This window comes from Amycolatopsis sp. NPDC004772 (assembly GCF_053601215.1).
Window position 1 is genome coordinate 48,682 of record NZ_JBSGBK010000025.1, and the last position, 21,112, is coordinate 69,793.

At 73.2% G+C, this 21,112-nt stretch carries 28 protein-coding genes; 11 read left to right on the forward strand and 17 right to left on the reverse strand.

Annotated features, from left to right (window positions below; all coding sequences use genetic code 11):
* Nucleotides 1-36 precede the first annotated feature (36 nt).
* Entirely contained in the window at nt 37-699 is a 663-nt protein-coding gene (locus ACWEF6_RS17510; RefSeq protein WP_449683883.1) for a TVP38/TMEM64 family protein, read from the reverse strand.
* 45 nt (nt 700-744) lie between these two features.
* Here ACWEF6_RS17510 and ACWEF6_RS17515 point away from each other — a divergent pair, with 45 nt between their 5' ends.
* The gene (locus tag ACWEF6_RS17515) at nt 745-1,761 is read left to right on the forward strand and encodes a DNA polymerase domain-containing protein (protein WP_449683884.1); all 1,017 of its coding nucleotides are present in this window, start codon (nt 745-747) and stop codon (nt 1,759-1,761) included.
* Nucleotides 1,762-1,764: 3 nt separating this feature from the next.
* On the opposite strand, the gene ACWEF6_RS17520 is transcribed toward ACWEF6_RS17515, so the two are convergent.
* A complete protein-coding gene (locus ACWEF6_RS17520) occupies nt 1,765-2,388 on the reverse strand; it encodes a hypothetical protein (RefSeq protein WP_449683885.1) in 624 nt (207 codons plus the stop codon).
* Between the two features lie 340 nt (nt 2,389-2,728).
* On the opposite strand from ACWEF6_RS17520, the gene ACWEF6_RS17525 reads away from it, so the two are divergent.
* The 3 genes from ACWEF6_RS17525 (at nt 2,729) to ACWEF6_RS17535 (ending at nt 4,555) form a co-directional block, all read left to right on the forward strand.
* A complete protein-coding gene (locus ACWEF6_RS17525) occupies nt 2,729-3,121 on the forward strand; it encodes a DUF6221 family protein (RefSeq protein ID WP_003068867.1) in 393 nt (130 codons plus the stop codon).
* Nucleotides 3,122-3,169: 48 nt separating this feature from the next.
* On the forward strand, nt 3,170-4,147 hold the full coding sequence (locus tag ACWEF6_RS17530) for an MsnO8 family LLM class oxidoreductase (RefSeq protein ID WP_449683886.1): 978 nt from the start codon (nt 3,170-3,172) through the stop codon (nt 4,145-4,147).
* 189 nt (nt 4,148-4,336) lie between these two features.
* Nucleotides 4,337-4,555 (forward strand): S1 RNA-binding domain-containing protein, encoded by a 219-nt coding sequence (locus ACWEF6_RS17535; protein WP_449683887.1) that lies wholly within the window; start codon nt 4,337-4,339, stop codon nt 4,553-4,555.
* A 30-nt stretch (nt 4,556-4,585) separates the two neighbouring features.
* Here ACWEF6_RS17535 and ACWEF6_RS17540 read toward each other — a convergent pair whose 3' ends face one another.
* Entirely contained in the window at nt 4,586-5,242 is a 657-nt protein-coding gene (locus ACWEF6_RS17540) for a maleylpyruvate isomerase N-terminal domain-containing protein (RefSeq protein ID WP_449683888.1), read from the reverse strand.
* 19 nt (nt 5,243-5,261) lie between these two features.
* Nucleotides 5,262-6,815, reverse strand: coding sequence for a PucR family transcriptional regulator (locus ACWEF6_RS17545; protein ID WP_449683889.1), 1,554 nt, complete (start codon nt 6,813-6,815; stop codon nt 5,262-5,264).
* 118 nt (nt 6,816-6,933) lie between these two features.
* On the opposite strand from ACWEF6_RS17545, the gene pruA reads away from it, so the two are divergent.
* Together pruA and ACWEF6_RS17555 are read left to right on the forward strand one after the other, a co-directional pair.
* On the forward strand, nt 6,934-8,562 hold the full coding sequence (pruA, locus tag ACWEF6_RS17550) for an L-glutamate gamma-semialdehyde dehydrogenase (protein WP_449683890.1): 1,629 nt from the start codon (nt 6,934-6,936) through the stop codon (nt 8,560-8,562).
* A 13-nt stretch (nt 8,563-8,575) separates the two neighbouring features.
* Nucleotides 8,576-9,505 (forward strand): proline dehydrogenase family protein, encoded by a 930-nt coding sequence (locus tag ACWEF6_RS17555; RefSeq protein WP_449683891.1) that lies wholly within the window; start codon nt 8,576-8,578, stop codon nt 9,503-9,505.
* A gap of 51 nt (nt 9,506-9,556) precedes the next feature.
* Here ACWEF6_RS17555 and trxA read toward each other — a convergent pair whose 3' ends face one another.
* A complete protein-coding gene (gene trxA, locus ACWEF6_RS17560) occupies nt 9,557-9,928 on the reverse strand; it encodes a thioredoxin (RefSeq protein WP_072480358.1) in 372 nt (123 codons plus the stop codon).
* An 85-nt stretch (nt 9,929-10,013) separates the two neighbouring features.
* Here trxA and ACWEF6_RS17565 point away from each other — a divergent pair, with 85 nt between their 5' ends.
* The 4 genes from ACWEF6_RS17565 (at nt 10,014) to ACWEF6_RS17580 (ending at nt 12,402) form a co-directional block, all read left to right on the forward strand.
* Nucleotides 10,014-10,256, forward strand: coding sequence for a DUF2630 family protein (locus ACWEF6_RS17565; protein ID WP_310974937.1), 243 nt, complete (start codon nt 10,014-10,016; stop codon nt 10,254-10,256).
* Between the two features lie 133 nt (nt 10,257-10,389).
* Nucleotides 10,390-10,800, forward strand: a complete 411-nt coding sequence (locus ACWEF6_RS17570) for a YciI family protein (RefSeq protein WP_310974938.1) — start codon at nt 10,390-10,392, stop codon at nt 10,798-10,800.
* Between the two features lie 11 nt (nt 10,801-10,811).
* Nucleotides 10,812-11,249 carry a VOC family protein gene (locus ACWEF6_RS17575; protein ID WP_449683933.1) on the forward strand — a complete coding sequence of 146 codons (438 nt, stop codon included), beginning with the start codon at nt 10,812-10,814 and terminating at the stop codon, nt 11,247-11,249.
* A gap of 4 nt (nt 11,250-11,253) precedes the next feature.
* Entirely contained in the window at nt 11,254-12,402 is a 1,149-nt protein-coding gene (locus ACWEF6_RS17580; protein ID WP_449683892.1) for an RNA polymerase sigma factor, read from the forward strand.
* Nucleotides 12,403-12,531: 129 nt separating this feature from the next.
* Here the strand turns inward: ACWEF6_RS17580 and ACWEF6_RS17585 are convergent, their stop codons facing one another.
* From ACWEF6_RS17585 to ACWEF6_RS17635, 11 genes are all read right to left on the reverse strand, one after another.
* Complete coding sequence (locus tag ACWEF6_RS17585) at nt 12,532-14,079, reverse strand: alpha/beta hydrolase (RefSeq protein ID WP_449683893.1); 1,548 nt, start codon at nt 14,077-14,079, stop codon at nt 12,532-12,534.
* Between the two features lie 71 nt (nt 14,080-14,150).
* Entirely contained in the window at nt 14,151-15,230 is a 1,080-nt protein-coding gene (locus ACWEF6_RS17590) for an ATP-dependent DNA ligase (RefSeq protein WP_449683894.1), read from the reverse strand.
* A gap of 27 nt (nt 15,231-15,257) precedes the next feature.
* Nucleotides 15,258-15,857 (reverse strand): alkaline shock response membrane anchor protein AmaP, encoded by a 600-nt coding sequence (locus ACWEF6_RS17595; protein WP_449683895.1) that lies wholly within the window; start codon nt 15,855-15,857, stop codon nt 15,258-15,260.
* Nucleotides 15,854-16,390, reverse strand: a complete 537-nt coding sequence (locus ACWEF6_RS17600; RefSeq protein ID WP_449683896.1) for a DUF6286 domain-containing protein — start codon at nt 16,388-16,390, stop codon at nt 15,854-15,856. The genes ACWEF6_RS17595 and ACWEF6_RS17600 overlap by 4 nt, the downstream gene beginning before the upstream one ends.
* A 2-nt stretch (nt 16,391-16,392) precedes the next feature.
* Entirely contained in the window at nt 16,393-16,743 is a 351-nt protein-coding gene (locus ACWEF6_RS17605) for an Asp23/Gls24 family envelope stress response protein (RefSeq protein ID WP_449683897.1), read from the reverse strand.
* Nucleotides 16,740-16,916 carry a hypothetical protein gene (locus ACWEF6_RS17610; protein WP_013224542.1) on the reverse strand — a complete coding sequence of 59 codons (177 nt, stop codon included), beginning with the start codon at nt 16,914-16,916 and terminating at the stop codon, nt 16,740-16,742. The genes ACWEF6_RS17605 and ACWEF6_RS17610 overlap by 4 nt, the downstream gene beginning before the upstream one ends.
* A gap of 26 nt (nt 16,917-16,942) precedes the next feature.
* On the reverse strand, nt 16,943-17,206 hold the full coding sequence (locus tag ACWEF6_RS17615) for a hypothetical protein (protein WP_449683898.1): 264 nt from the start codon (nt 17,204-17,206) through the stop codon (nt 16,943-16,945).
* Nucleotides 17,203-17,640, reverse strand: coding sequence for an Asp23/Gls24 family envelope stress response protein (locus ACWEF6_RS17620; RefSeq protein ID WP_310974946.1), 438 nt, complete (start codon nt 17,638-17,640; stop codon nt 17,203-17,205). The genes ACWEF6_RS17615 and ACWEF6_RS17620 overlap by 4 nt, the downstream gene beginning before the upstream one ends.
* A 114-nt stretch (nt 17,641-17,754) precedes the next feature.
* A complete protein-coding gene (locus ACWEF6_RS17625) occupies nt 17,755-18,168 on the reverse strand; it encodes a hypothetical protein (RefSeq protein ID WP_449683899.1) in 414 nt (137 codons plus the stop codon).
* A complete protein-coding gene (locus tag ACWEF6_RS17630) occupies nt 18,168-18,722 on the reverse strand; it encodes an RNA polymerase sigma factor (RefSeq protein WP_449683900.1) in 555 nt (184 codons plus the stop codon). The genes ACWEF6_RS17625 and ACWEF6_RS17630 overlap by 1 nt, the downstream gene beginning before the upstream one ends.
* Nucleotides 18,719-19,459, reverse strand: a complete 741-nt coding sequence (locus tag ACWEF6_RS17635; RefSeq protein ID WP_449683901.1) for a pyrimidine reductase family protein — start codon at nt 19,457-19,459, stop codon at nt 18,719-18,721. Before ACWEF6_RS17635 ends, ACWEF6_RS17630 begins: the two co-directional genes overlap by 4 nt.
* 89 nt (nt 19,460-19,548) lie before the next feature.
* On the opposite strand from ACWEF6_RS17635, the gene zapE reads away from it, so the two are divergent.
* Nucleotides 19,549-20,577 (forward strand): cell division protein ZapE, encoded by a 1,029-nt coding sequence (gene zapE, locus ACWEF6_RS17640; protein ID WP_449683902.1) that lies wholly within the window; start codon nt 19,549-19,551, stop codon nt 20,575-20,577.
* On the opposite strand, the gene ACWEF6_RS17645 is transcribed toward zapE, so the two are convergent.
* Nucleotides 20,531-21,088 carry a phosphatase PAP2 family protein gene (locus ACWEF6_RS17645; protein WP_449683903.1) on the reverse strand — a complete coding sequence of 186 codons (558 nt, stop codon included), beginning with the start codon at nt 21,086-21,088 and terminating at the stop codon, nt 20,531-20,533. The genes zapE and ACWEF6_RS17645 overlap by 47 nt on opposite strands.
* Nucleotides 21,089-21,112: the final 24 nt, after the last annotated feature.

Genomic DNA, 21,112 nt, shown 5'->3' on the forward strand with positions numbered 1-21,112 from the left:
CGATCGAGTGTAGCGGTCGGCCGCGTGCTCTTCGCGTCAGCCAGCCTGTCCGGCGGGCTGCGGTTCGGCCGGTGCCCGCTTCTTGAACACCTTGACCAGGCCGATCGCTCCGGCCAGCGCGAACACGCCGTAACAGGCGAGCAGCGCGGGCGGCGTGTCGCCGGTCAGCGCGTCGCCGAGGACCACCACGGCGACCGTGCCGGGCACGCTCCCGAGCAGCGTACCGGTCAGGTACGGGACCAGCCGCACCGAGGACACCCCGCAGAGGTAGCTGAAGGGCGCGAACGGCACCACCGGGATCAGCCGCAGCGACGTGACGGCGAGGACGCCGCCGCCGGAGAGGCGGTCGTTGACCGTGCGGACGGCGGATCGGTGCAGGTGGCGGGTGACCAGGTCGCGGCCGAGCAGCCGGGCCAGCCCGAAGGAGAGGCCGGCCGCGATGGTGGTGGCGACCAGGCCGATCGCGATCCCGGCCGCGGTGCCGACGAGCAGGCCGGCGGCGAGGTTGAACACCGTCCGCGGGATGGGCGCCACGGTGAGCAGCGAGTAGGCGACGAGCAGCACGAGCGGGGTGGCGGGGCCGGTGGTGGCGGCCCAGGCCCGCAGCTCGGCCGGACCGGGGATCGGCAGCAGCACCGCGGCCGCCGCGAACCCGCCGAGCACGGCGAGCGCGACGATCAGCTTGGTGCGGCCGGACACCTGTTCGAGCCTACCGGGCGGGGTCGCGGGCGCTAGCGTGGCCGCATGCCCAAGAACGGTGACCCGGTCGAGTACGAGGTGGGCGGGCGCACGGTCCGCGTCTCGAGCCCCGACAAGGTGTACTTCCCCCAGCGCGGCATCACGAAGCGGCAGGTCGTCGAGCACTACATCACGGTCGGCGCCCCGCTGCTGCGCGCGATCGGCGAGCGCCCGACGACGCTGAAGCGCTACGTCGACGGCGTCGAGGGCGACTGGTTCTACGCCAAGCGCGTGCCCAAGGGCGCGCCGTCGTGGGTGGAGACGGCCGAGATCACGTTCCCGTCGGGCCGCAAGGCCGCGGAGGTGTGCCCGACCGAGCCGGCGGTCTTCGCGTGGGCGGCCAACCTGGGCACGTTCGACTTCCACCCGTGGCCGGTCCGCCGGTCCGACGCCGACCACCCGGACGAGCTCCGCATCGACGTCGACCCGCCGGACCGGGCCGGCTTCGCGGACGCGGTCGAGGTGGCCATGGTGGTCCGCGAGGTCCTGGCGGACGCGGGCCTGACGGGCTGGCCGAAGACCTCGGGCGGCCGCGGGGTGCACGTGCTGGTCCGGATCCGGCCGGAGTGGGACTTCGTGGCGGTCCGCCACGCGGTGATCGCGCTGGGCCGCGAGGTGGCGCGCCGGATCCCGGCCAAGGCGACGACCTCCTGGTGGAAGGAGGAGCGCGGCGGCCGCGTGTTCCTGGACTACAACCAGGCGGCGAGGGACCGGACGGTGGCTTCGGCGTGGTCGGTCCGGGGGACACCGAGGGCCACGGTGTCGACGCCGGTGACGTGGGACCTGCTGGGCGAGGTGGACGCGGACGACTTCGACGTCCTGACGATCCCGGCGTTCCTGGACGAGCACGGCGACCTGCACGCGGCGATGGACAAGACGCCGTTCGGGCTGGAGACGGCGCTGGAGTGGTACGAGCGCGACCTGCGTGACCACGGGCTGGGCGACCTGCCGTACCCGCCGGACTACCCGAAGATGCCGGGCGAGCCGAAGCGGGTCCAGCCGAGCAAGGCCCGTCCCGACTGATTCTTACGGCTTGCGGCAGCTGACCGCCGTCACGGTCGCCTGCGGGACGACCTTGCCGTTCTTGGTGGTCAGGCTGGTGCGGGAGACGCGGTAGGAGCTGCCGCCCTCGGCGTAGGCGGTCTCGATGAGTTCGCCGGACGTGTCGCCCGAGATGCTGTAGGTGAGGTCGCACTCCCAAAGCAAGGTGCTCGCGCCGAGGAAGTTGAGCTTCGGCTCGACGACCACGTTGCACCCCGCCGAGCCGAAACACTGCTTGGACTGGATGGCGAGGTCGACCGAGTAGTCCTTCGCCGTGGGTTCGGGCAGAGCGGGTTCCGTCGTCGCCGGAACGGCGAACGCGGGGATCGACGGGCTCGTGGTGGCGGGCGCGGCGGCATCACGCGGCCGGGCGGCACCATCGGCGGAAATCCACGTGCCGCCGGGGCCGGCGCACGGGGCGTGCTGCGACCGGTCCAGGCACGGGCTGACGGAGCTCTTGCTGTAGGCGAGCGCCAGCACGATGCCTGCGGCCAGGGCGGTCAGCACGGTCAGCACCCCCACCACCCACGGCCACTTCCGGCGCGGGGGCCGCGGGGCGACCGGCGGGAAGTACGGCACCTGCGGGCCGGGTGAAGCCGGAACGGACATGACCACCTCCGTGACTGTGCTGCGGGGACAGACGCGGCGGCGGCGCCCGGCGTTACGGAGTGACACGGACGAGACCGTTTTCCGGCACGAGCTGTAACCACGACCACAGCCGTGGCAGTCCTCACTGAATACGGCATCACGCGGGGCAATTACGTTCCGCCGAAAGAACGAATCCGAACGCGCAGTGATCACCCAAGCGCCCGCTGTCGCCTTTCGGGTCACAAATGTTGCACGGCCGATCTCGATGTCACGATCTTGGTCTCCGACGGCGTAACGTGCGGTCCCGAATCGACGACTCCCCGGGGCCATCGGGGAGCGGGTTCGAGGAAGGAGGCCGTTCGTGGACGACCTGATCGCTTTCCTCGCGGCGCGGGTGGGCGCGCGGCAGGCGTTGATCATGCAGGCCGTCAACAAGGCCAAGGCCGGCGAGGCGATGAACCGCGGCGAGACGAAGGTCGCCGTGGAGCAGAAGATCCGCGGGCTGACCGATCTCGAACTCGACGTGGTCAACCAGATGATCAACGAGATCGAGGCGACCCGGCGGATCCTGCTCGCCCACCGCACCACGGTGTCGGAGAAGGTGCCCGGTTTTCCGCTCTACGGCAGCGAATACTGGTGTGAGACCTGCCACGTGCCCGCCGACGAGGCCGGCTCCAACTGGTGCCTGACGCTGCGCCTGCTGGCCCTGCCCTACGCCGACCACCCGGAGTACAGCGAGCGCTGGCGTCCCTGACGGGAATCCCGCCGGACGCCGGGCGTTGCACCCGGCGTGAGGATCTCCGTGCTCGACCGTTCGCCCGTGCGGCGGCACCGCGGGCCCGCGCAGGCGCTGCGGGACACCGTCGCCTTCGCCGCCGACATCGAACGGCTGGGGTACCACCGGTTCTGGGTGTCCGAGCACCACGGCGTGCCGGGCGTCGCCGGGTCCGCGCCGACCGTGCTGGCCGCCGCCGTCGCGGGGGCGACGAGCCGCATCCGCGTCGGGACCGGGGGTGTGATGCTGCCGAACCACCGGCCGCTGGTCGTGGCCGAGCAGTTCGGCGTCCTGGAAGCGCTGCACCCGGGCCGGATCGACATGGGACTCGGCCGGTCCGTCGGGTTCACCGCCGGCGTTCGCGAAGCGCTGGGCCACGGCAAGGAAGCGGCCGACGGCTTCGGGGCGCAGGTCCGTGCGCTGCTCGGGTTCTTCGCGGGCGAGCACCGCGGGGTGCACGCCTACCCGGCCGAGGGGTTGCGCGTGCCGCCGTTCCTGCTGGCCACCGGGTCGGGCGCGGACCTCGCCGCGGAGCTCGGGCTGCCGCTGGTGATCGCCCCGGTGCGCGGCGAACCGGCCCTCGCCGAAGCCGTGACGCGGTACCGGGACGGGTTTCAGCCGTCCGAGTGGGCGCGCGAGCCGTACGTGGTGGTGTCGACGGCGATCGCGGTGGCGGACTCGGCGGCGGCCGCGCGCCGGCTGCTCGTCTCGGAAGCCTGGGCGACGGTGTATTCGCGCTCCCACGGCGTCTTCCCGCCGCTGGACCCGCCGGGCGAGGTCCTCGCGGCGCCGATGACCGATCGCGAACGCAAGCGGCTCGAGGAGACTGTGGACGGTCAGCTCTGGGGGACGCCGGCCGAGGTCGAGGAGCGGCTGGGAAGGCTGGTCGCGCTCGCCGACGCCGACGAAATCCTCGCCACGACCGCCGCCCACGACCAATCCGCCCGGCTCGATTCTTTCGCCGCGCTCGCCGAACTGGCGGGGCAGCGTGAGCCTATTTCCTGATCCGCGGATATCGGGTCAGGGAATTTCGACGGCGAATTCCGGTATGGTTCCGGGGTGACTGCCGGGTCGGCCTCGAGCCGTGAGCAGACGGGGTACCCGGCTGATCCGTGACCTCCGGGCGGGCCCGCGGCCCGCCGCCTCCGCGCGACTGTCCTGATCGGGACGTGCGCGGGAAGGAGGTGAAATCGCATGACCCCATGGCAGGAGTTCGTGGCGGCCCACGCCGAGGGCGGCGTCCTCGACGGCGTCGTGACCCGGGTGGTGCCGTTCGGCGCGTTCGTCGAAGTCGCCGACGGCATCCACGGCTTGCTGGTGACGAACGAAGCCCCGCAGGCCGGAACGCGGCTGTCGGTCCGCATCGAGCAGATCGACGTCGAGCGGCGCCGGTTCAGCCTGGTGCGGGCGTGAGGTGAGCCGGGTGAGGCAGGGCGCCCTGCCTCACCCGAGCACCAGCGGCAGCCGCGCGGCCAGTTCGCCCAGCGAAGCCGTCTCTTCGTCCGTGGCGGCACGCCGGCCGGTCCCGACCAGCAGGACGTCCTCGTCCGAGAACGACGCCGGGAACTCCGCTCCCGCGATCTTCTCCAGCATCACCCGGGTCCGCGCCAGCCCCTCCGCCGGCGGGCCCGGCACCGACGGCACGTGCGCCACCAGGTCCAGGTGGTGCAACGTCCACTCCAGCACGTACGCCGACAGGTAATCGCCCGCCGTCAGGACCATCTCCTGGGTCGACACCCGCTCTCCCGGGTCCACCAGGTCCGCCGCGCGGCCCGCCGCCGCGCCCACGTCGTCCAGGTGGAACTTCAGCAGTTCCGGGTCCTCGTACGCCGCCGCCAGGCGGACGATCAGCGCCGACAGCGGGTCCTCACCCGAAGGCAGCGACGACGACACCGCCCAGTACGTGATCGCGTCGTGCGTCAACGCCGAGGACGCCGGGGTGGCGAGGGTGATCAGCACGTCCTGCGCGTCGATCACCAGGTGGCAGACCAGGTCCCGGACCAGCCACCCGCGGCAGCCCGAGGGCTGGGAAAACGCCGAAGCGGGGAGGGAAGCGACCGCGGCGCGCAACGCCGCCCACGTGCGCGAGAAGAGATCCACGCGCGCGAAGCTAGCAGCTTCACAACCGAAGCTGCAGCTGAGTTAACAGGCGCTGGGCCGGGTCGTCGAAGTCCACTCCGGACACCTCCGCCGCGCGCCGGACGCGGTACCGGACCGTGTTCGGGTGGATGTTGAGCACCCGGGCCGCCGCGCGGACGTCGCCGAACGCGTTCAGCCAGGCCAGGACGGCCGGGACCAGGATGCCGCCGTGCTCGGTGTCGTGCTCCACCAGCGCGGTCAGCCGCGGGTCGCGGATCCGCGGCTGCGACCCCAGGTAGGCCAGCACCTCCGAGAGCAGCACCTCGGCGCGGACGTCGGCCAGCGACGCCACGTCCGCCGCCCAGTGCCCGCGTGTCATCGCCGCCAGGACGCGGTCGGCGTCGCCGCGGGAGGCCGCCGCCTCCGACAGCCGGGGGACCACGCCGCCGAGGGCCGCGCGGACCGGGACGTCCAGGTGACGGCGGGCCGTCGCCGCGATTTCGCGGGCCAGCGCCAGCACCGCCGCGTCCGAGTGCTCGGGCAGGTCCGGCAGCAGCGCGTAGACGCGGCCGCCGATCACGCTCACCAGCGCGCTGCGCCGGTAGGCCGCCGTGTGCACGGCGATCAGGTGGACCAGCTCGGCCCGCCGCAGCTGCCGGTTGTCCGACCGGTCCAGGGAAAATGCCAGCACCTGCGCCGGCCGCGCCGGGTCCGCGCCGATGTCGTCGGCGACGGACTCCGCGTCCAGCCGGCCTTCCAGCAGGCTCGCCAGGAGGTCCTCGCGCAGCCGCAGTTCCGGGCTCGGCAGCGTGCGCGCCCGGATCAACTGCGGCGCCAGGGTGCGGCTCGCGCCGAGCAGCGCCGTCTCGGCCCGCTCGGTGAGCGGCTGCGCGCCCTCCTGGACCCAGATCGTGCCCAGCGGCTGCTGGCCCGCGTGGATGCCGGCCGCGATGCGGCGGCGGATGCCCAGCTCGGGCCGCTCGTCGATCCGGACGATCCCTTCCCCGGCACGAAGCCGCTGGTAGACGCCCCATTCGCGGAGCATCGCGAGGTAGCGCTCCGGCCCCTCGCGGCCGAGGATCGACAGCCGCCGCAGTTCGTCGACCTCGTCGCCCGCCCGCGAATACGCGAGCACGCGGTTCGCCGTGTCCTCGATGCTGACCAGGCCGCCGGTGAGCGTCGCGATCGTCTGGGCCAGGGCGAACAGGTCGCCGAGGACCTCGCCGCTGGCCGCCTCACCGCCCGCCCGGGCCGCCTCGACGACGCCGCGGGCCAGCGATTCCACCTGCTCCCAGCGTGCTTCCGACCCGACCGTCAGCAGCGCGACGCCCGCGTCGGCGGCCACCTCGGCACCCGTCGCGCCCTTGACCGCCACCGCGGCCGCGCCGCCGCGCCCGGCCGCGCGGATGGCCGGCGCCGCCGCCCGGCCGCGCGCGCCGATCACCAGCACCAGGTCGCCGGGGGAGGCCTCCAACGGGTCCTCCGGGTCGAGGATCACGACGTCGGTGACGGCGACGCCGAGGCCGTGCGGCGCCACGACGACCTCGACGAGCGGCTCGCCGAGCGTCGCCAGGACGTGGCGCAGCGATGTCACGGCGGCGTTATCCGATCGGCCAAGATCATACGAGCGATTTTAGCCGATCGAACAAGCCTCCGGAGCGTGTCCGGAGTTACCGTTCGGGGCATCTGGACTACAGAGCAGAGGAGCCGCCGTGGACGCCGTGACCCAGACCCCCGCCCCGACGAACGAGCCGGTGCTGACCTACGCGCCGGGCAGCGCTGAGCGCGCGGAACTCGAGGGTGCGCTCAAGCGGCTGGGCCAGGCGGAACCGGTCGACCTGACCGTCACCATCGGCGGCGAGCAGCGCCCCGGTGGCGGCGAGAAGATCGACGTCGTCCAGCCGCACCACCACAAGCACGTCCTCGGCACCATCCACAGCGCCACCCAGCAGGACACCACCGACGCCATCGCCGCCGCGGCGAAGGCCGCGCCGGAGTGGCGCGCGCTGTCCTACGACGACCGCGCCGCGATCCTGCTGCGCGCCGCCGACCTGCTCACCGGCAAGTGGCGCGCCACGCTCAACGCGGCCACCATGCTCGGCCAGTCCAAGACCGCGACCCAGGCCGAGATCGACTCCGCCTGCGAGCTCGCCGACTTCTGGCGCTTCAACGTCGAGTTCGGCCGCCGCATCCTCGCCGAGCAGCCGATCAGCTCGCCGGGCGTGTGGAACCGGATGGAGCACCGGCCCCTGGAAGGGTTCGTCTACGCGATCACGCCGTTCAACTTCACCGCGATCGCCGGCAACCTGCCGACCGCGCCCGCGCTGATGGGCAACACCGTGCTGTGGAAGCCGTCGCCGACGCAGTCGTTCGCGGCGCACCTGACCATGCGGCTGCTCGAAGAGGCCGGGATGCCGCCGGGCGTGATCAACCTGCTGCCGGGCGACGGCAAGGCCGTCTCCGAGGTCGCCCTGACCCACCGCGACCTGGCCGGCATCCACTTCACCGGCTCGACCGCGACCTTCCAGCACCTGTGGGGCACGGTCGGCGCGAACATCGCGGGCTACCGCGGCTACCCGCGGCTGGTCGGCGAGACCGGCGGCAAGGACTTCGTGCTCGCGCACGCCTCCGCCGACGTCGACGTCCTGCGCACCGCCCTGGTCCGCGGCGCGTTCGAGTACCAGGGCCAGAAGTGCTCCGCCGCTTCGCGCGCGTACATCCCGCGCAGCGTCTGGAACGAGCTGAAGGACGGCCTGGTCGCCGAGACCGAGGCGCTGTCCTACGGCGACGTCACCGACCTGTCGCACTTCGGCGGCGCGGTCATCGACCGGCGGGCGTTCACCAAGCACGCCGACCTCTTCGACCGCGTGAAGGATGACGCCTCCGTCGAGGTCCTCACCGGCGGCACGGCCGACGACAGCGTCGGCTACTTCGTGAAGCCGACGATCCTCGTGTCGGACAACCCGAAGCACGAGATCTTCTCGACCGAGTACTTCGGCCCGATCCTGTCGGTGCACGTCTACGAGGACGGCGGCTTCGACGACGTCCTGAAGCTGATCGACTCCTCCGCCGCGTACGCGCTGACCGGCGCGGTGATCGCCAACGACCGCACCGCCGTCGCCAAGGCGTCCGAGGCGCTGAAGTTCTCGGCGGGCAACTTCTACGTCAACGACAAGCCGACCGGCGCCGTCGTCGGCCAGCAGCCGTTCGGCGGCGCGCGGGCCTCGGGCACCAACGACAAGGCCGGCTCGATCTTCAACCTGCTCCGCTGGACGAGCCCCCGCTCGGTCAAGGAGACGTTCGTGCCGCCGACCAGCGTGCGCTACCCGCACCAGGGCTGAGAGGGAGACCGTCATGCTGCGTGCCCCGCTGCTCGCCGCCGCCCGCTCGAAGGGCATCCGGAAGCTCGTCGAGGCCGTGCCCGCCACGCGCTCCGTGGTGCGCCGGTTCGTCGCCGGGTCCGAGACCGCCGACGCCGTCCGCGTGGCCCGGGAACTGGCCGCCGACGGCCGCCGGATCACCCTCGACCACCTGGGCGAGGACACCACCGACGCCGCGCAGGCGGCGGCGACGGTGGCGGCCTACGAGTCGGTGCTGACCGCGCTGGCCGCGGAAGGCCTGGCCGAGGGCGCGGACGTCTCGGTGAAGCTGTCGGCGGTCGGGCAGTTCCTGCCGGCGAACGGCGAGGACGTCGCTCTCGAGAACGCGCGGAAGATCTGTGCGGCGGCCGAGGCGGTCGGGGCCACCGTGACGCTCGACATGGAGGACCACACCACCACGGACTCGACGCTCGGCATCCTGAAGGAGCTGCGCGGCGAGTATCCGTGGGTGGGCGCGGTGCTGCAGGCCTACCTGCGGCGCACCGAGCAGGACTGCCGCTCGTTGTCGGGTCCGGGTTCCCGGGTGCGGCTGTGCAAGGGCGCCTACGCCGAACCGGAGTCGGTGGCGTTCCCGGAGAAGTCCGAAGTGGACAAGTCCTACGTCCGCTGCCTGCGTGTCCTGATGGCCGGCGAGGGCTACCCGATGGTGGCCTCGCACGACCCGCGGATGATCGGAATCGCCGCCGCGCTGGCCGAAGAGAACGGCCGGACCGACGACGACCACGAGTTCCAGATGCTCTATGGCATCCGGCCGGAGGAGCAGGCCCGGATCGCGGCCTCGGGGGCGCGCATGCGCGTCTACGTGCCCTACGGCGACGAGTGGTACGGCTATTTCATGCGGCGGCTGGCCGAGCGCCCGGCGAACCTGGCGTTCTTCCTGCGCGGGCTCGCCACCCGCTCCTGAGACACGGCGAAGGCCGCCCCCGCGGGGGCGGCCTTCGCCGTGTGGTGGTGGTCAGGCCTGTTCGGCCTCGGCTTCGGCGGCCTTGCGCTTGACCTCGTCCATGTCGACCTCGCGGGCCTGCTTGATCAGGTCTTCGAGGGCGGCTTCGGGCAGCGCGCCGGGCTGGGCGTAGATGAGCGTCTTGTCCCGGATGATGGCCAGCGTCGGGATGGAGCGGACGTCGAAGGCGGCCGCGAGCTGCTGCTGCGCTTCGGTGTCGACGCTCGCGAACACGATGTCGTCGTGCTTCTCGGAGGCCTTCTCGTAGACCGGCGCGAACTGGCGGCACGGCCCGCACCAGCTCGCCCAGAAGTCGATCAGGACGAACTCGTTGTCGGTTACCGTCTGGTCGAAGTTCTCGGCGGTCAGCTCAACGGTGCTCATGCCCTGGTCAACGATCCGCACCCGGCGGGAATTCCCGGGGCCGGGGTAGCGTCTGCACGAGCGCACCCGCGAAGAGGAGGAACAGATGGCCGACGGCGAAATCCTGGGCCGGATCGACGAGCTGATCGCGGAGGAGCACGAGCTCCGGTCGCGCTCGGTCGGCGTGGGGCTGAGCGGCGGCGACAAGGACCGCCTCACCGCGGTCGAGCAGCAGCTCGACCAGTGCTGGGACCTGCTGCGCCAGCGGCGCGCGAAGACGGAGTTCCACGAGAACCCGGACGACGCCACGGCCCGGCCGGTCTCCGAGGTGGAGTCCTACCGGCAGTGATCCGTTCGCGGCCGCCCCCTTCAAGGAGGCGGCCGCGAATTTTCTCGCCGGCGATGTCGAGAACCCGGAACCGGCTCCGTCCCCGGGGTGGAAGCGGCCAGAATGGGCCGTCCGACACCGAGGGAGCACCACGATGGCCAAGTACCTGTTGCTGAAGCACTACCGCGGCGCGCCGGCCCCGGCCAACTGCGACACGACGATCGACCAGTGGACGCCGGAGGAGGTCTCCGCGCACATCAAGTACATGCAGGACTTCGGGGACAAGCTGGTGGCCACCGGCGAGTTCGTCGAGCACCAGGCCCTCTCCCCGGAGGGGACGTTCGTCCGCTACGACGGCGAGGGGAAGCCGCCGGTCACCGACGGCCCGTTCCCCGAGACCAAGGACCTCATCGCCGGCTGGACGGTGATCGACGTCGACAGCTACGAGCGGGCCCTCGAACTGGCCGCGGAGCTGTCGGCCGCGCCGGGCCCGAACGGGGAGCCGATCCACGAGTGGCTCGAGCTGCGGCCGTTCATGACCGCGCCGCCCACCATCACGGAATGACGGGGGACACCATGGTGCTGCCACGGCTGGAGCACGTCGGCATCGTCGTCGGGGACCTCGAGGCCGCGAAGGCGTTCTTCGCCGAGCTCGGCCTCGAGGTGGAGGCGGAGATGACGACCGAGGGCCGGGCGGTCGACCGGATCGTCGGGCTGGACGGCGTCCGGTCGGACATGGCGATGCTGCGGACGCCGGACGGCCACGGGAAGCTGGAGCTGATCCGGTACCGCACGCCCGAGGGGGCGGCGGGCGATCCGCAGGCGCCGGCGAACGTGCCCGGCCTGCGGCACATCCTGTTCGAGGTGGCGGGCATCGAAGACGTCCTGGAGCGGCTGAAGGCGCACGGCGCCGAGCTCGTCGGCGAGCTGGTGCGGTACGAGGACAGCTTCAAGCTCTGCTACGTCCGCGGCCCCGAGGGGATCATCGTCGAGCTGGCCGAGCGGACCGGCTGAGCTCGTGGACGAAGCCCTGCTCCGCAGCCTCACCCCGGGTGTCCTGGCCGTCCTCGTCCGCCGCGGCGCCGAGTTCGCGGCGGCCGAGGACGCCGTCCAGGAAGCCCTGGTCGAGGCGCTGCGCGTCTGGCCGGCCGACCCGCCCCGGGACGCCAAGGGCTGGCTGGTCACCGTGGCGTGGCGGAAGTTCCTCGACGCGACCAGGGCGGAGGTCGCCCGCCGCAAGCGCGAGGACGTCGTCGACGCCGAGGTGGCGCCCGGGCCCGCGGCGGCCGTGGACGACACGCTGCAGCTGTACTTCCTGTGCGCGCATCCGTCGCTGACGCCGTCGTCCGCGGTCGCGCTCACGCTGCGGGCCGTCGGCGGGCTGACCACGCGGCAGATCGCGCAGGCGTACCTGGTGCCCGAGGCGACCATGGCGCAGCGCATCAGCCGCGCCAAGCGGACCGTGTCCGGGGTGCGGTTCGACCAGCCCGGCGACGTCGCGACCGTGCTGCGGGTGCTCTACCTGGTGTTCAACGAGGGCTACTCCGGGGACGTCGACCTCGCCGCCGAGGCCATCCGGCTCACCCGGCAGCTCGCGGCGTCGATCGACCACCCGGAGGTGGCCGGGCTGCTGGCGCTGATGCTGCTGCACCACGCCCGGCGGGCCTCCCGCACGACCGGCGACGGCGCCCTGGTCCCGCTGGCCGAGCAGGACCGGTCCCGCTGGGACACGACGTTGATCGCGGAGGGCGTGGCGATCCTGCAGCGGGCGCTGTCCCGTGACCGGCTGGGCGAGTTCCAGGCCCAGGCCGCCATCGCGGCCCTGCACGCCGACGCGCAGGACGCGGCGGAGACGGACTGGGTGCAGATCGTCGAGTGGTACGACGAGCTGGTGCGCCTCACCGGCAGCCCGGTCGTGCGGCTCAACCGCGCGGTCGCCGTCGGCGAAGCGGACGGCCCGCGCGCCGGCCTCGCGGCACTCGCCGAGGTGGACGCCACGGTCCCGCGCCACACGGCGGTGTCGGCCTACCTCCACGAGCGCGACGGCGACCTGGAAACGGCGGCCAAGCTGTACGCCGAGGCCGCCGCCAAGGCGGCCAGCCTCGCCGAAGTCGACCACCTGACCCGCCAAGCCGCCCGCCTCAACACCCGCAACCCGCGTGATTGAGCCCGTAACCCGCGTGATTGAAGCCGGAATTCGCGTGATTGAGCCCGTAACTCGTGAGATCCGGCTTCAATCACGCGAGTTACGGCTCTGATCACGCGGGATCCGGGTCTGATCACGTGAGTTACGGGGTCAGGCGGGGCAGAGGGTGCCGTCGGCGGGGATCTTGCCGTCGATGAGGAACGCGCGGGCCGCGTCCGTGACGCAGGGGGAGACGCCGAGGGCGCCGTGGCCCGCGCCCTGCCAGGTGATCGTCACCGCGGACGGCATCTGGTCGGCCGCGCGGGTGCTGCCGACCTGGGGCGTGACCGGGTCGGTCGCCGTCGCCGCGACCAGGATGGGCGGGGCGCCCGGCGCGCCCGGCGCCGGCAGCGGCTCGGTGCGCACCGGCCACGGGCCGCACCAGGCCAGCTGCTGGGCGACGACCGCGCCGAACTGCGGGTACTTGCCGCGCATCCCGGCCACGACCTGGTCGAGCTGGTCGGCCGAGAGGCGGGTCTGGCTGTCATTGCAGCGGGTCGCGATCGTCGCGTCGATCCGGGACGGCTGGGCGCGCGTGTCGCGCAGCACCGGCGCCGCGAACGCCGAGAGCGGGCCGACGTCGCCCGAGCGTGCCGCGGCGATCGCGTCGGCCAGTTCCGGCCACCGCGACCGCTGCGAAAGTCCCGAGTAGACGGCGAACAGCGCGATGCCCGGACCGAACGTGACCCCCTCGCCGGTCGACCCCGGCGTGCGCCGCAGCTGGTCGGTGACCGCCGAAAGCGCCGCCTTCGGGTCGCCGAGGGCGCAGCGCCGCGCCGCGCAGTCCGCCGCGAAGGCGTCCAATGTGGACTGAGCACCGGCGGCGACGGCGTCGAGGACCGCGGCCGTGTCGGCGCCCGGGTCCGGCACGCCGTCGAGGACCACGCGCCCGACCTGGCCGGGGAACCGCACCGCGTACTCGGCCAGCACCTTCGAGCCGTCGCCGTGGCCGAGCGCGTTCAGCCGCTCCATGCCCAGCTGCTTGCGCAGCTCGTCGAGGTCGCCCGCGCCGCGCCAGCTGTCCAGCGCGGTCTGGGTGTCGTCCAGCTCGATGGCGCACTGCTGGCCGGCCTTGCGGGCCGCGTCCAGGACGTCGCCCAGGCCGCCCTGCGCCGGGTCGACGGCGATGAGGTCGGGCCGGATGTCGGCGGGGATGCACTGCGCCGCGCCGGAGAGCCCGGTGCCGCGCCGGTCCAGGCCGATCAGGGAGAACTTCTCCAGGAACGCGGGCGGCAGCGTCGCGGCCAACCGCGCGGCGTACACGGTGCCCGGATCGCCGTCGACGTCGTTGACCACGACCAGCGGCACCGGCCCGCTGCCGACCTTCAGCGCCAGCAGCCGCACCACCGACCGCCGGGGCTCGCCGGGGGAGTCGAGCGGCGCGGTGACGCGCGCGCAGGTGAAGTGCAGGCTGTCCGGCACGCCGGGGGTGCCGATGCGCTGGCGGGTGTCGTCGTCGCAGTCGGCCCACTTCAACGTCGGCGACTGCGGCTCGCCCAGCGGCGGCAGCGGGACCCCGGGCGTGCGGGTGGGGGTGCTGCCGGTCGTCTTCCCGTCGTTCTCGACCAGCGCCGGGCGGACCGACGGACCCGCGGCGCAGCCCGCGGCCGCGGTCAGGGCGAGCAGCGCGGCCAGGAGACGGGTACGGCGGCGGCGCACGGGCGGGATCCTCACGTCGGACGTCGATCAACGGGCAGGCCGAGCTTCGCACGGCCGGTGTGGGACGCGGGTTAGCGGGTCCGCACCACCTGGCCCCGGAAGACGGCGTCGAGGTCGTAGCGGGCCGGCTCCTCCAGCTGGCTGTAATCGCACGAAGCGGGTTCGCGGTCGGGCCGCCAGCGCTTGAACCGCGCGTTGTGCCGGAACCGCGACGGCATGCCGCCCTCGGTGTTCTCGTAGGCGACCTCGACGACCCGTTCGGGCCGCAGGGGCACCCACTCGTGCTCGGTGGCGCGCCAGCGGGTGACGCCGCCGGGGATGCGCTGGGCCTCGCCGGTGGCCCGGCCGCCCCAGGGGTGGTCCTCGCCGTCGGTGATCAGCGGCGCGAGCTCTTCGGCGAGCTCGCGGCGGCGGTCCTTGGGGAACGACCCGACGGTGCCGACGTGGTGCAGCACGCCCTTCTCGTCGTGCAGGCCGAGCAGGAAGGAGCCGACGAGTTCGCCGGGGCCGCCGTCGACGTGCCAGCGCAGCCCGGCGAGCACGCAGTCGGCGGTGCGGACGTGCTTGTACTTGAGCATGACGCGCTTGCCGGGGGTGTACGGCTCGTCGAGCGGCTTCCCGATGACGCCGTCGAGGCCGGCGCCTTCGAACAGCTCGAACCAGTGCCGCGCGGTGTCGGAGTCGGTGGTGGCCGGAGTGAGCGGGAACCGGTCGCCGGCCAGGTCGGTGAGGCGCTCCCGGCGCACCGACGTCGGTTCGTCGAGCAGCAGCTCGTCGCCGAGGGCGAGGACGTCGAAGGCGACGAACTCGGCGGGCTGCTCGCCGGCCAGCAGCGTGATCCGGCTTTCGGCGGGGTGGATCCGTTCGGTGAGCGCGTCGAAGTTGAGCCGCCCGTCCCGCGCGACGACGAGTTCGCCGTCGAGGACCACCCGCGGCGGCAGGGTGTCCAGCAGCTTCGCGACGGCCTCGGGGAAGTACCGGTTGAGCGGTTTCTCGGCGCGCGACTGCAGGTACAGCTCGTCGCCGTCGCGGAAGACGATGCAGCGGAAGCCGTCCCACTTCGGTTCGAAGAGCAGGCCCCCGGCGTCCGGGATGGCCTTGGCGGGCTTGGCGAGCATCGGCTTCAGCGGCGGCTGCAGCGGTAGGGGCATGCCCCGCATTCTGCGGAAAACCCCGGCTCAGCGCACGCGTTTGGCCGGGCTCGTGTCGAGTTCCAGGCGGACCGCGGCCGGCAGTGACTCCAGGCCCAGGGATTCGCGGGCCCGGGTCAGCACCCGGGTGTCCAGGCCCGACCACACCGCCTTGAGGTCGGTGCCTTCGTGCAGCCACAGCGTGATGCGCAACGCCGGGGCCGTCCGCGAACCGACCGCGCGGACCCGGGCGCGGCTGACGCCGTCGAGGTGCTCGGCGTCCGTCTGGACCGCGCCGGCGATCGCGGCCGCCGTGACCACCAGTTCCGCTCCCTCCGTGCGGTCGAGGTCCAGGTCCGGACGCGGTTCCGGGCGCAGCGAGCGCAGGGCCCAGGTCAGCCCGAGCACCAGCAGCAGCACGCCGAGCACGATCGCGGCGATGCGGGCCGGGGTCGCGTGCGCACCGAGCCACTCGAGCGCGAGCGGGTCGAGCAGCGGGCGGCGGCCGCGGAACTCGCCCAGCGCGCCGAAGCCGACCACCAGGGCCAGCGCGCCGCCCAGGAACGCGAGCAGTCCGATGAGGAACGTCAGCGTGCGTTCGCCGGTGTACGACCGGGAAAGGGCCTTGGTGGCGATCGAGCGGCTCATCGGCGGTCCTTCGGCGAGTCGACGACGACCGTCACCTTCGGCCGCCGCATCAGGGGGAGCTCGTCCAGCAGGGCCGACACCGTGGCCAGCAGGCGCGGCCGCAGCTCGGCTTCCGTTTCGAGGGTGCTCTTCGCGCGGACGCGGACGCGGCGGGCGCTCGCGGTGACCGACGCGCCCGCGACGTTGTCCTGCGCGCGCACGGTCAGCCCGACCAGCCGGGCCAGCGACCGCGGGGACGTCGAGACGCTGACGTCGCCGGCCGGGTCGGTCAGCCGGACCGCGCGGTTGCCCGCGGCGAGGGCGCAGCCGATGAGCACCAAGCCGGCGGCGACGACCACCCCGGCGCCGACGCGCACCGCGTAGGCGTCCCAGCCCAGCGACGCCAGACCGGCCTGCCACCGCGGCCACGGGACCAGCAGCGGCGCCGACTCCGGACGCCACCAGTGCCAGCCGACCTCCAGGGCCAGCAGCGCGCCGGCCGCGGCGAAGGCCAGGCCCAGCAGCGTGGCGAGGATGCGGACGAACGGGCGCACGGCTACCGCACCCTCGGCGCGACGTTCGGCAGCAGCGCGGACACCGTCACGGCCAGGCTCCGCACGCGGTAGCCGGTGAGCAGCTCGACCTCTTCGGCCACCTTCGCGCGCACGTCGCCGACGACCGCGCGGACCGCCGCCGGGTAGCGCAGGGCCAGGTCCAGGGCGAGGTCGACGTCGTTGTCGTGGCCGCCGACCTTGGCCTTCGGGCCCTTCTTGCCGTCGCGCGCGGTGCCGGGGACCTGGCCGGCCGCGTGCTGGGCGACCTTGCGGACCACCGCGTGCCCGATGGTCAGAGTGCCGCGCTCGGCCGGTTCGGCGAGCTCGCGGGGCACGTCCAGGACGGGGCTCACTTGTCGCGGCCCTTGCCGAACAGCTCGCCCAGGTCGAGTTCGCCGTCGAGGACCCGGCCGGCGACCAGGCCGATGATGCCGACGGCCAGGGTCACCAGGAACGCGGTGAACCCCTGGGTCGCGGCGAGGCCGAGGATCAGCCCGGCCAGGAGCCCGGTCTGCGTTGCGTTCACATGTCCTCCTTGGACTGGACGGAAGGTCACCGCACGCGCGAGGGGCGGCGGCGGAAGCGGGGCAGGAGGGCCGCCGCCCCACGGCGGGCGAAGAGCGCCACCCGGGAAAGCACCGCACCGCGCCGGCGGGCGCGGCTCGAGCGGCGGTGGGCCACGAAGGTGACCGGCGCGTCGTGGCGGGCATCCGGCCGGCGGAACCGCGCGAGCCCCGCGGCGAACTCCGCCGGGTCGCCACCCACGTCCGGGTGGTTCGCCCGGACGAACGCCCGGAACGCCGCGCGGTCGCTCATTCCACGCGCGTGGATTCGGGTTCTTCCTCGCCCGGCAGGAAGATGTCGTTGACGGCGATGTTCACCTCGATCACCTCGAGGCCGGTGATCTGCTCGACCGCGGTGATCACGTTGCGCCGCACGGCGCGGGCGACATCGGTGATGCGGGCGCCGTACTCCACCACGACGTCGAGGTCGATCGCCGTCTGCTTCTCGCCCACCTCGACCGACACGCCGGTCGTCGTCACCGTGCCGGAGCCGGGGATCCGCTCGCGCAGCGCGCCGAGCGCGCGGGACACCCCGCCGCCGCCGAGCGTGTGGACGCCGGCGACTTCGCGGGTGGCCAGGCCGGCGATCTTCTGCACGACCAGCGACGAGATGGTGGTGCGGCCGGCGGCGCCCTCCTCGTTGAGCGGGGTCACCGTGCCGGGGCTTTCGGTCCGTTCCGGGTGCATGCGTTCGGGCTCCTCTCGGCTGTTCTCGCCCATACGATGCCCGGCGGCGCCAAACCCTCACGCAAGGTCCCCCGAACGGGGTAATGGTCAGTCGGTTCCCCGAACGGGGTAATCTCAGCCCGGGTGGACGTCCACGACGTGCACGTTCACCACCGAAGCGACACCCAGTTGCCGGGACAGCTCGGCGGTGATCTCCCGCCGGAGCGCTTCGGCGGCCGCGTCGGCGATGATGCCGAACCGCACCGACACCAGCACCTGCACGGCGTCCTCCTCGACGGCGACGGCCGAGATCCGCACGCCGAACGGGGCCCGGTCCGCGGCGATCGTCCGGGCCAGCCGGTCGACGACGCCTTCGGTGACGCGCAGCCGGCCCGCGCCGCCGGGGACCTCCACCGCCGTCCGGCGGCCGCGGGCGACCGCCCGCAGGACGCGTTCGACCAGGCCCGGCGGGGTCGGCACCCGGCGCCGGGCCGCGGCGCGCACCGCGTCCCACCGGGGGTCGGACTCGGGGTCCTCGCTCTGGGCCATCACCGCTCCCTCAACTCGGCGAGCAGCGCCACCCTGGCCCGGTGCAGCCGGGAGCGCAAGGCGCCGACGTTCACGTCGAGCACTTCGGCGACCTCTTCGTAGCTCAGCCCTTCCAGTTCCCGCAGCACGAGTGGCACGCGCTGGGACACCTCCAGCCGGCCGACCGCGCGCAGCACCGCGTCGACCTCTTCGGCCCGCACGACCCGGCCCTCGGGCCCGGGCACCGCGGCGGCGAGCAGTGCGCTGTCCACAGTGGACTGCGGATCCGGGTCGTCGAGCGAAACCGTCGGACGGCGGCGGCGCAGGACGGCGAGCGCGCTGTTGGTGACGACGCGGTAGAGCCACGTCGACACCGCCGATTCCTGCCGGAAGCCGGACAGCGACCGCCACGCGGCCAGCCACGCCTCCTGCACGACGTCCTCGGCCTCGGCCGCGCTGCCGGTGATCCGCAGCGCGACCCGGTACATCCGGGGCGTGTGCGCCCGCACCAGCGCGCCGAACGCGGTGTGGTCGCCGCCCGCGGCCCGGGCGAGCAGCTCGGCGTCGTCGCTCACCCGGCGTCCCGGCGGTAGCGCAGGAGCGTGAAGCCGTCCTCGACGAGGATCGAGGCCAGGGCGAGCCGGCGCGGCACGGCGGGTGCGGCGCCCGCGGCGATCCGGCCCGCGGTCCCGGCCACCAGCAGCGGCGCGACGGTCAGGCACAGCTGGTCGACGAGGTCGGCGGCGACGAGCCGGGCGAACAGGCCGGGCCCGCCTTCGCAGTCGACGCGGCGCAACCCGCGGGCGGCGAGCAGGTCGAGAGCGCGGCGCACGTCGACGTCGTCGGTGCCGGCCCGCAGGATCTCGGCCCCGGCGGCTTCGAGGGCTTGCGTGTCGGCAGTGTCCGTCGTGATCACGATCGGCGGGACGGCCGTTTCGGTGAACAGCCGGGAAGCGGGGTCCAGCTCCGCCGTGCGCGTCACGACGGCGATCGGCGGCACTCCTCCGAACCCGAGCCGGCGCCGGCGTTCGAGGCGTTTCGGGCCCGCGACGACCCCGCGGTAGTTCTCGGCGCGGGCCGTCCCGGCACCGACCAGGATGACGTCGGCGAGGTCACGGCCCAGCAGGAAGACCTTCCGGTCGGCGGCGTGCGAGAGCCCCGCGGACGTCGTGTCGATCTCGACGGCACCGTCGGCGGACGCGACGAAGTTCACCTGCACCCAGGGCCGGTCCAGGTCTTCGGGGTAGCCGTAGACCTGTTCGAGGTCCGAACCGCTCAGTTCGCCCGTCCGATCGGGCCACACACGCTGCACCCGATCATCCCAGCATGAGCGTGAATCACGTCTCTACCGGGGGATATACCCGGTGATCGGTACCGCGGGCGCGGATAGGCTCTGCGACCATGCCCGCGCACCTGACCGGCCGCCGTCCCGAGCTGTCCGCCGACGAGCTGATCGGCGCCCTGGTGCCGCCGCCGCGCTTCGACGCCGTCCGGTTCGACACCTACCTCCCGAATCCCGACGAGCCCAGCCAGGCCGCCGCGGTCGAGGCGTGCTCGGCGTTCGCCGCCAAGGTCGGGGCGCGCAAGGAGAAGAAGCGGTTCAAGCTGTTCGGCGGGGCTCGCGGTTCTTCGGAGCCGTCCGGGCCGATGGGGCTCTACCTCGACGGCGGGTTCGGCGTCGGCAAGACCCACCTGCTCGCTTCGACGTGGCACGCGGCGCCGTCCCCGAAGGCGTACGGCACCTTCGTCGAGCTGACCCACCTGGTGGGGGCGCTGGGCTTCCCCGAGGCCGTCCGGCGGCTGTCGGCGCACCGGATCCTGGCCATCGACGAGTTCGAACTGGACGACCCGGGCGACACCACCCTGGTCACCCGGCTGCTGCAGGAGCTGATGGACGCCGGGGTGTTCATCGCGGCGACGTCGAACACCCTGCCCGAGAAGCTGGGCGAGGGCCGGTTCGCCGCCGAGGACTTCCTGCGCGAGATCCAGACGCTGTCGGCGCGCTTCGGCGTGGTCCGCGTCGACGGCCCGGACTACCGCCACCGCGGCCTGCCGGACGCGCCGCCGCCGGTCTCGCCGGAGGAGCTCGAAGCGTCGGCCGCGGCGCACGAAGGGTCCACTGTGGACGACTTCGACAGTTTGTGCACCCACCTCGCGGAGCTGCACCCGTCGCGCTACGGGCGGCTGCTCGACGACGTCACCCGCGTGCACCTGCGCGGCATCCACCCGGCGCCGGACCAGAACGTGGCGCTGCGCCTGGTCGCCTTCGCCGACCGGCTCTACGACCGGGCCATCCCGCTGGTCGTGTCGGGTGAGCCGCTGCCGTCGCTGTTCACCGAGGAAATGGTCGACGGCGGCTACCGCAAGAAGTACCTGCGCGCGGTCAGCCGGTTGACGGCGCTGGCTCGTGACGCCGTGCCGGCCAGCTGACCAGCACGACCGCCACGGCGAAGAGCGTTCCGCCGACGACGTCGGTCAGGTAGTGGTAGCCCATGCCGACCAGCCCGGCGGCCGCGGCGAGCAGCGCCACCGCGGCCAGCACGGCCACGACGACCCGGCGGGTCACCAGGACGAGCACCGTCAGCACCGCCACCAGGCTCACCGTGTGGCCGCTCGGGTAGACCAGGGTGTCGTTCTTCCACCGGTCGTAGAGCGGCTTGAGCAGCCAGCTCGTCAGCAGGATGGCCAGCACCGGCACGGCCAGGGCGAGCCCGGCTTCCAGCCGCCGTCCGGCGCGCAGGCACAGGAAGACCGCGAGCAGGCCGAGCGCGAGCACCAGGTACGGCTCGGTCGGGAAGACGAGCACCCGCAGCACGCCGGGGCTCAGGTGCCCGACGGCCGCGGCGGCGGCGGCGTCGACCGCGCCGGGGGTGCTCCCGCCGGCGAACGGCAGGCCCAGCAGCAGCGCGAACAGCCCGCAGACGGCGGCGATCGTCCTCACCCGCGCGAGGGTAGCCGTGCTCTC

What these genes read in the sequence shown, in the direction of transcription:
- ACWEF6_RS17575 (WP_449683933.1), top strand. Translation starts at nt 10,812, where the DNA reads ATGGTGCTGCCACGGCTGGAGCACGTCGGCATCGTCGTCGGGGACCTC.
- ACWEF6_RS17595 (WP_449683895.1), bottom strand. Translation starts at nt 15,857, where the DNA reads ATGAGCCGCTCGATCGCCACCAAGGCCCTTTCCCGGTCGTACACCGGC.
- ACWEF6_RS17570 (WP_310974938.1), top strand. Translation starts at nt 10,390, where the DNA reads ATGGCCAAGTACCTGTTGCTGAAGCACTACCGCGGCGCGCCGGCCCCG.
- ACWEF6_RS17535 (WP_449683887.1), top strand. Translation starts at nt 4,337, where the DNA reads ATGACCCCATGGCAGGAGTTCGTGGCGGCCCACGCCGAGGGCGGCGTC.
- ACWEF6_RS17625 (WP_449683899.1), bottom strand. Translation starts at nt 18,168, where the DNA reads ATGGCCCAGAGCGAGGACCCCGAGTCCGACCCCCGGTGGGACGCGGTG.
- ACWEF6_RS17615 (WP_449683898.1), bottom strand. Translation starts at nt 17,206, where the DNA reads ATGAGCGACCGCGCGGCGTTCCGGGCGTTCGTCCGGGCGAACCACCCG.
- ACWEF6_RS17590 (WP_449683894.1), bottom strand. Translation starts at nt 15,230, where the DNA reads ATGCCCCTACCGCTGCAGCCGCCGCTGAAGCCGATGCTCGCCAAGCCC.
- ACWEF6_RS17515 (WP_449683884.1), top strand. Translation starts at nt 745, where the DNA reads ATGCCCAAGAACGGTGACCCGGTCGAGTACGAGGTGGGCGGGCGCACG.
- trxA (WP_072480358.1), bottom strand. Translation starts at nt 9,928, where the DNA reads ATGAGCACCGTTGAGCTGACCGCCGAGAACTTCGACCAGACGGTAACC.
- ACWEF6_RS17565 (WP_310974937.1), top strand. Translation starts at nt 10,014, where the DNA reads ATGGCCGACGGCGAAATCCTGGGCCGGATCGACGAGCTGATCGCGGAG.
- zapE (WP_449683902.1), top strand. Translation starts at nt 19,549, where the DNA reads ATGCCCGCGCACCTGACCGGCCGCCGTCCCGAGCTGTCCGCCGACGAG.
- ACWEF6_RS17620 (WP_310974946.1), bottom strand. Translation starts at nt 17,640, where the DNA reads ATGCACCCGGAACGGACCGAAAGCCCCGGCACGGTGACCCCGCTCAAC.
- ACWEF6_RS17555 (WP_449683891.1), top strand. Translation starts at nt 8,576, where the DNA reads ATGCTGCGTGCCCCGCTGCTCGCCGCCGCCCGCTCGAAGGGCATCCGG.
- ACWEF6_RS17520 (WP_449683885.1), bottom strand. Translation starts at nt 2,388, where the DNA reads ATGTCCGTTCCGGCTTCACCCGGCCCGCAGGTGCCGTACTTCCCGCCG.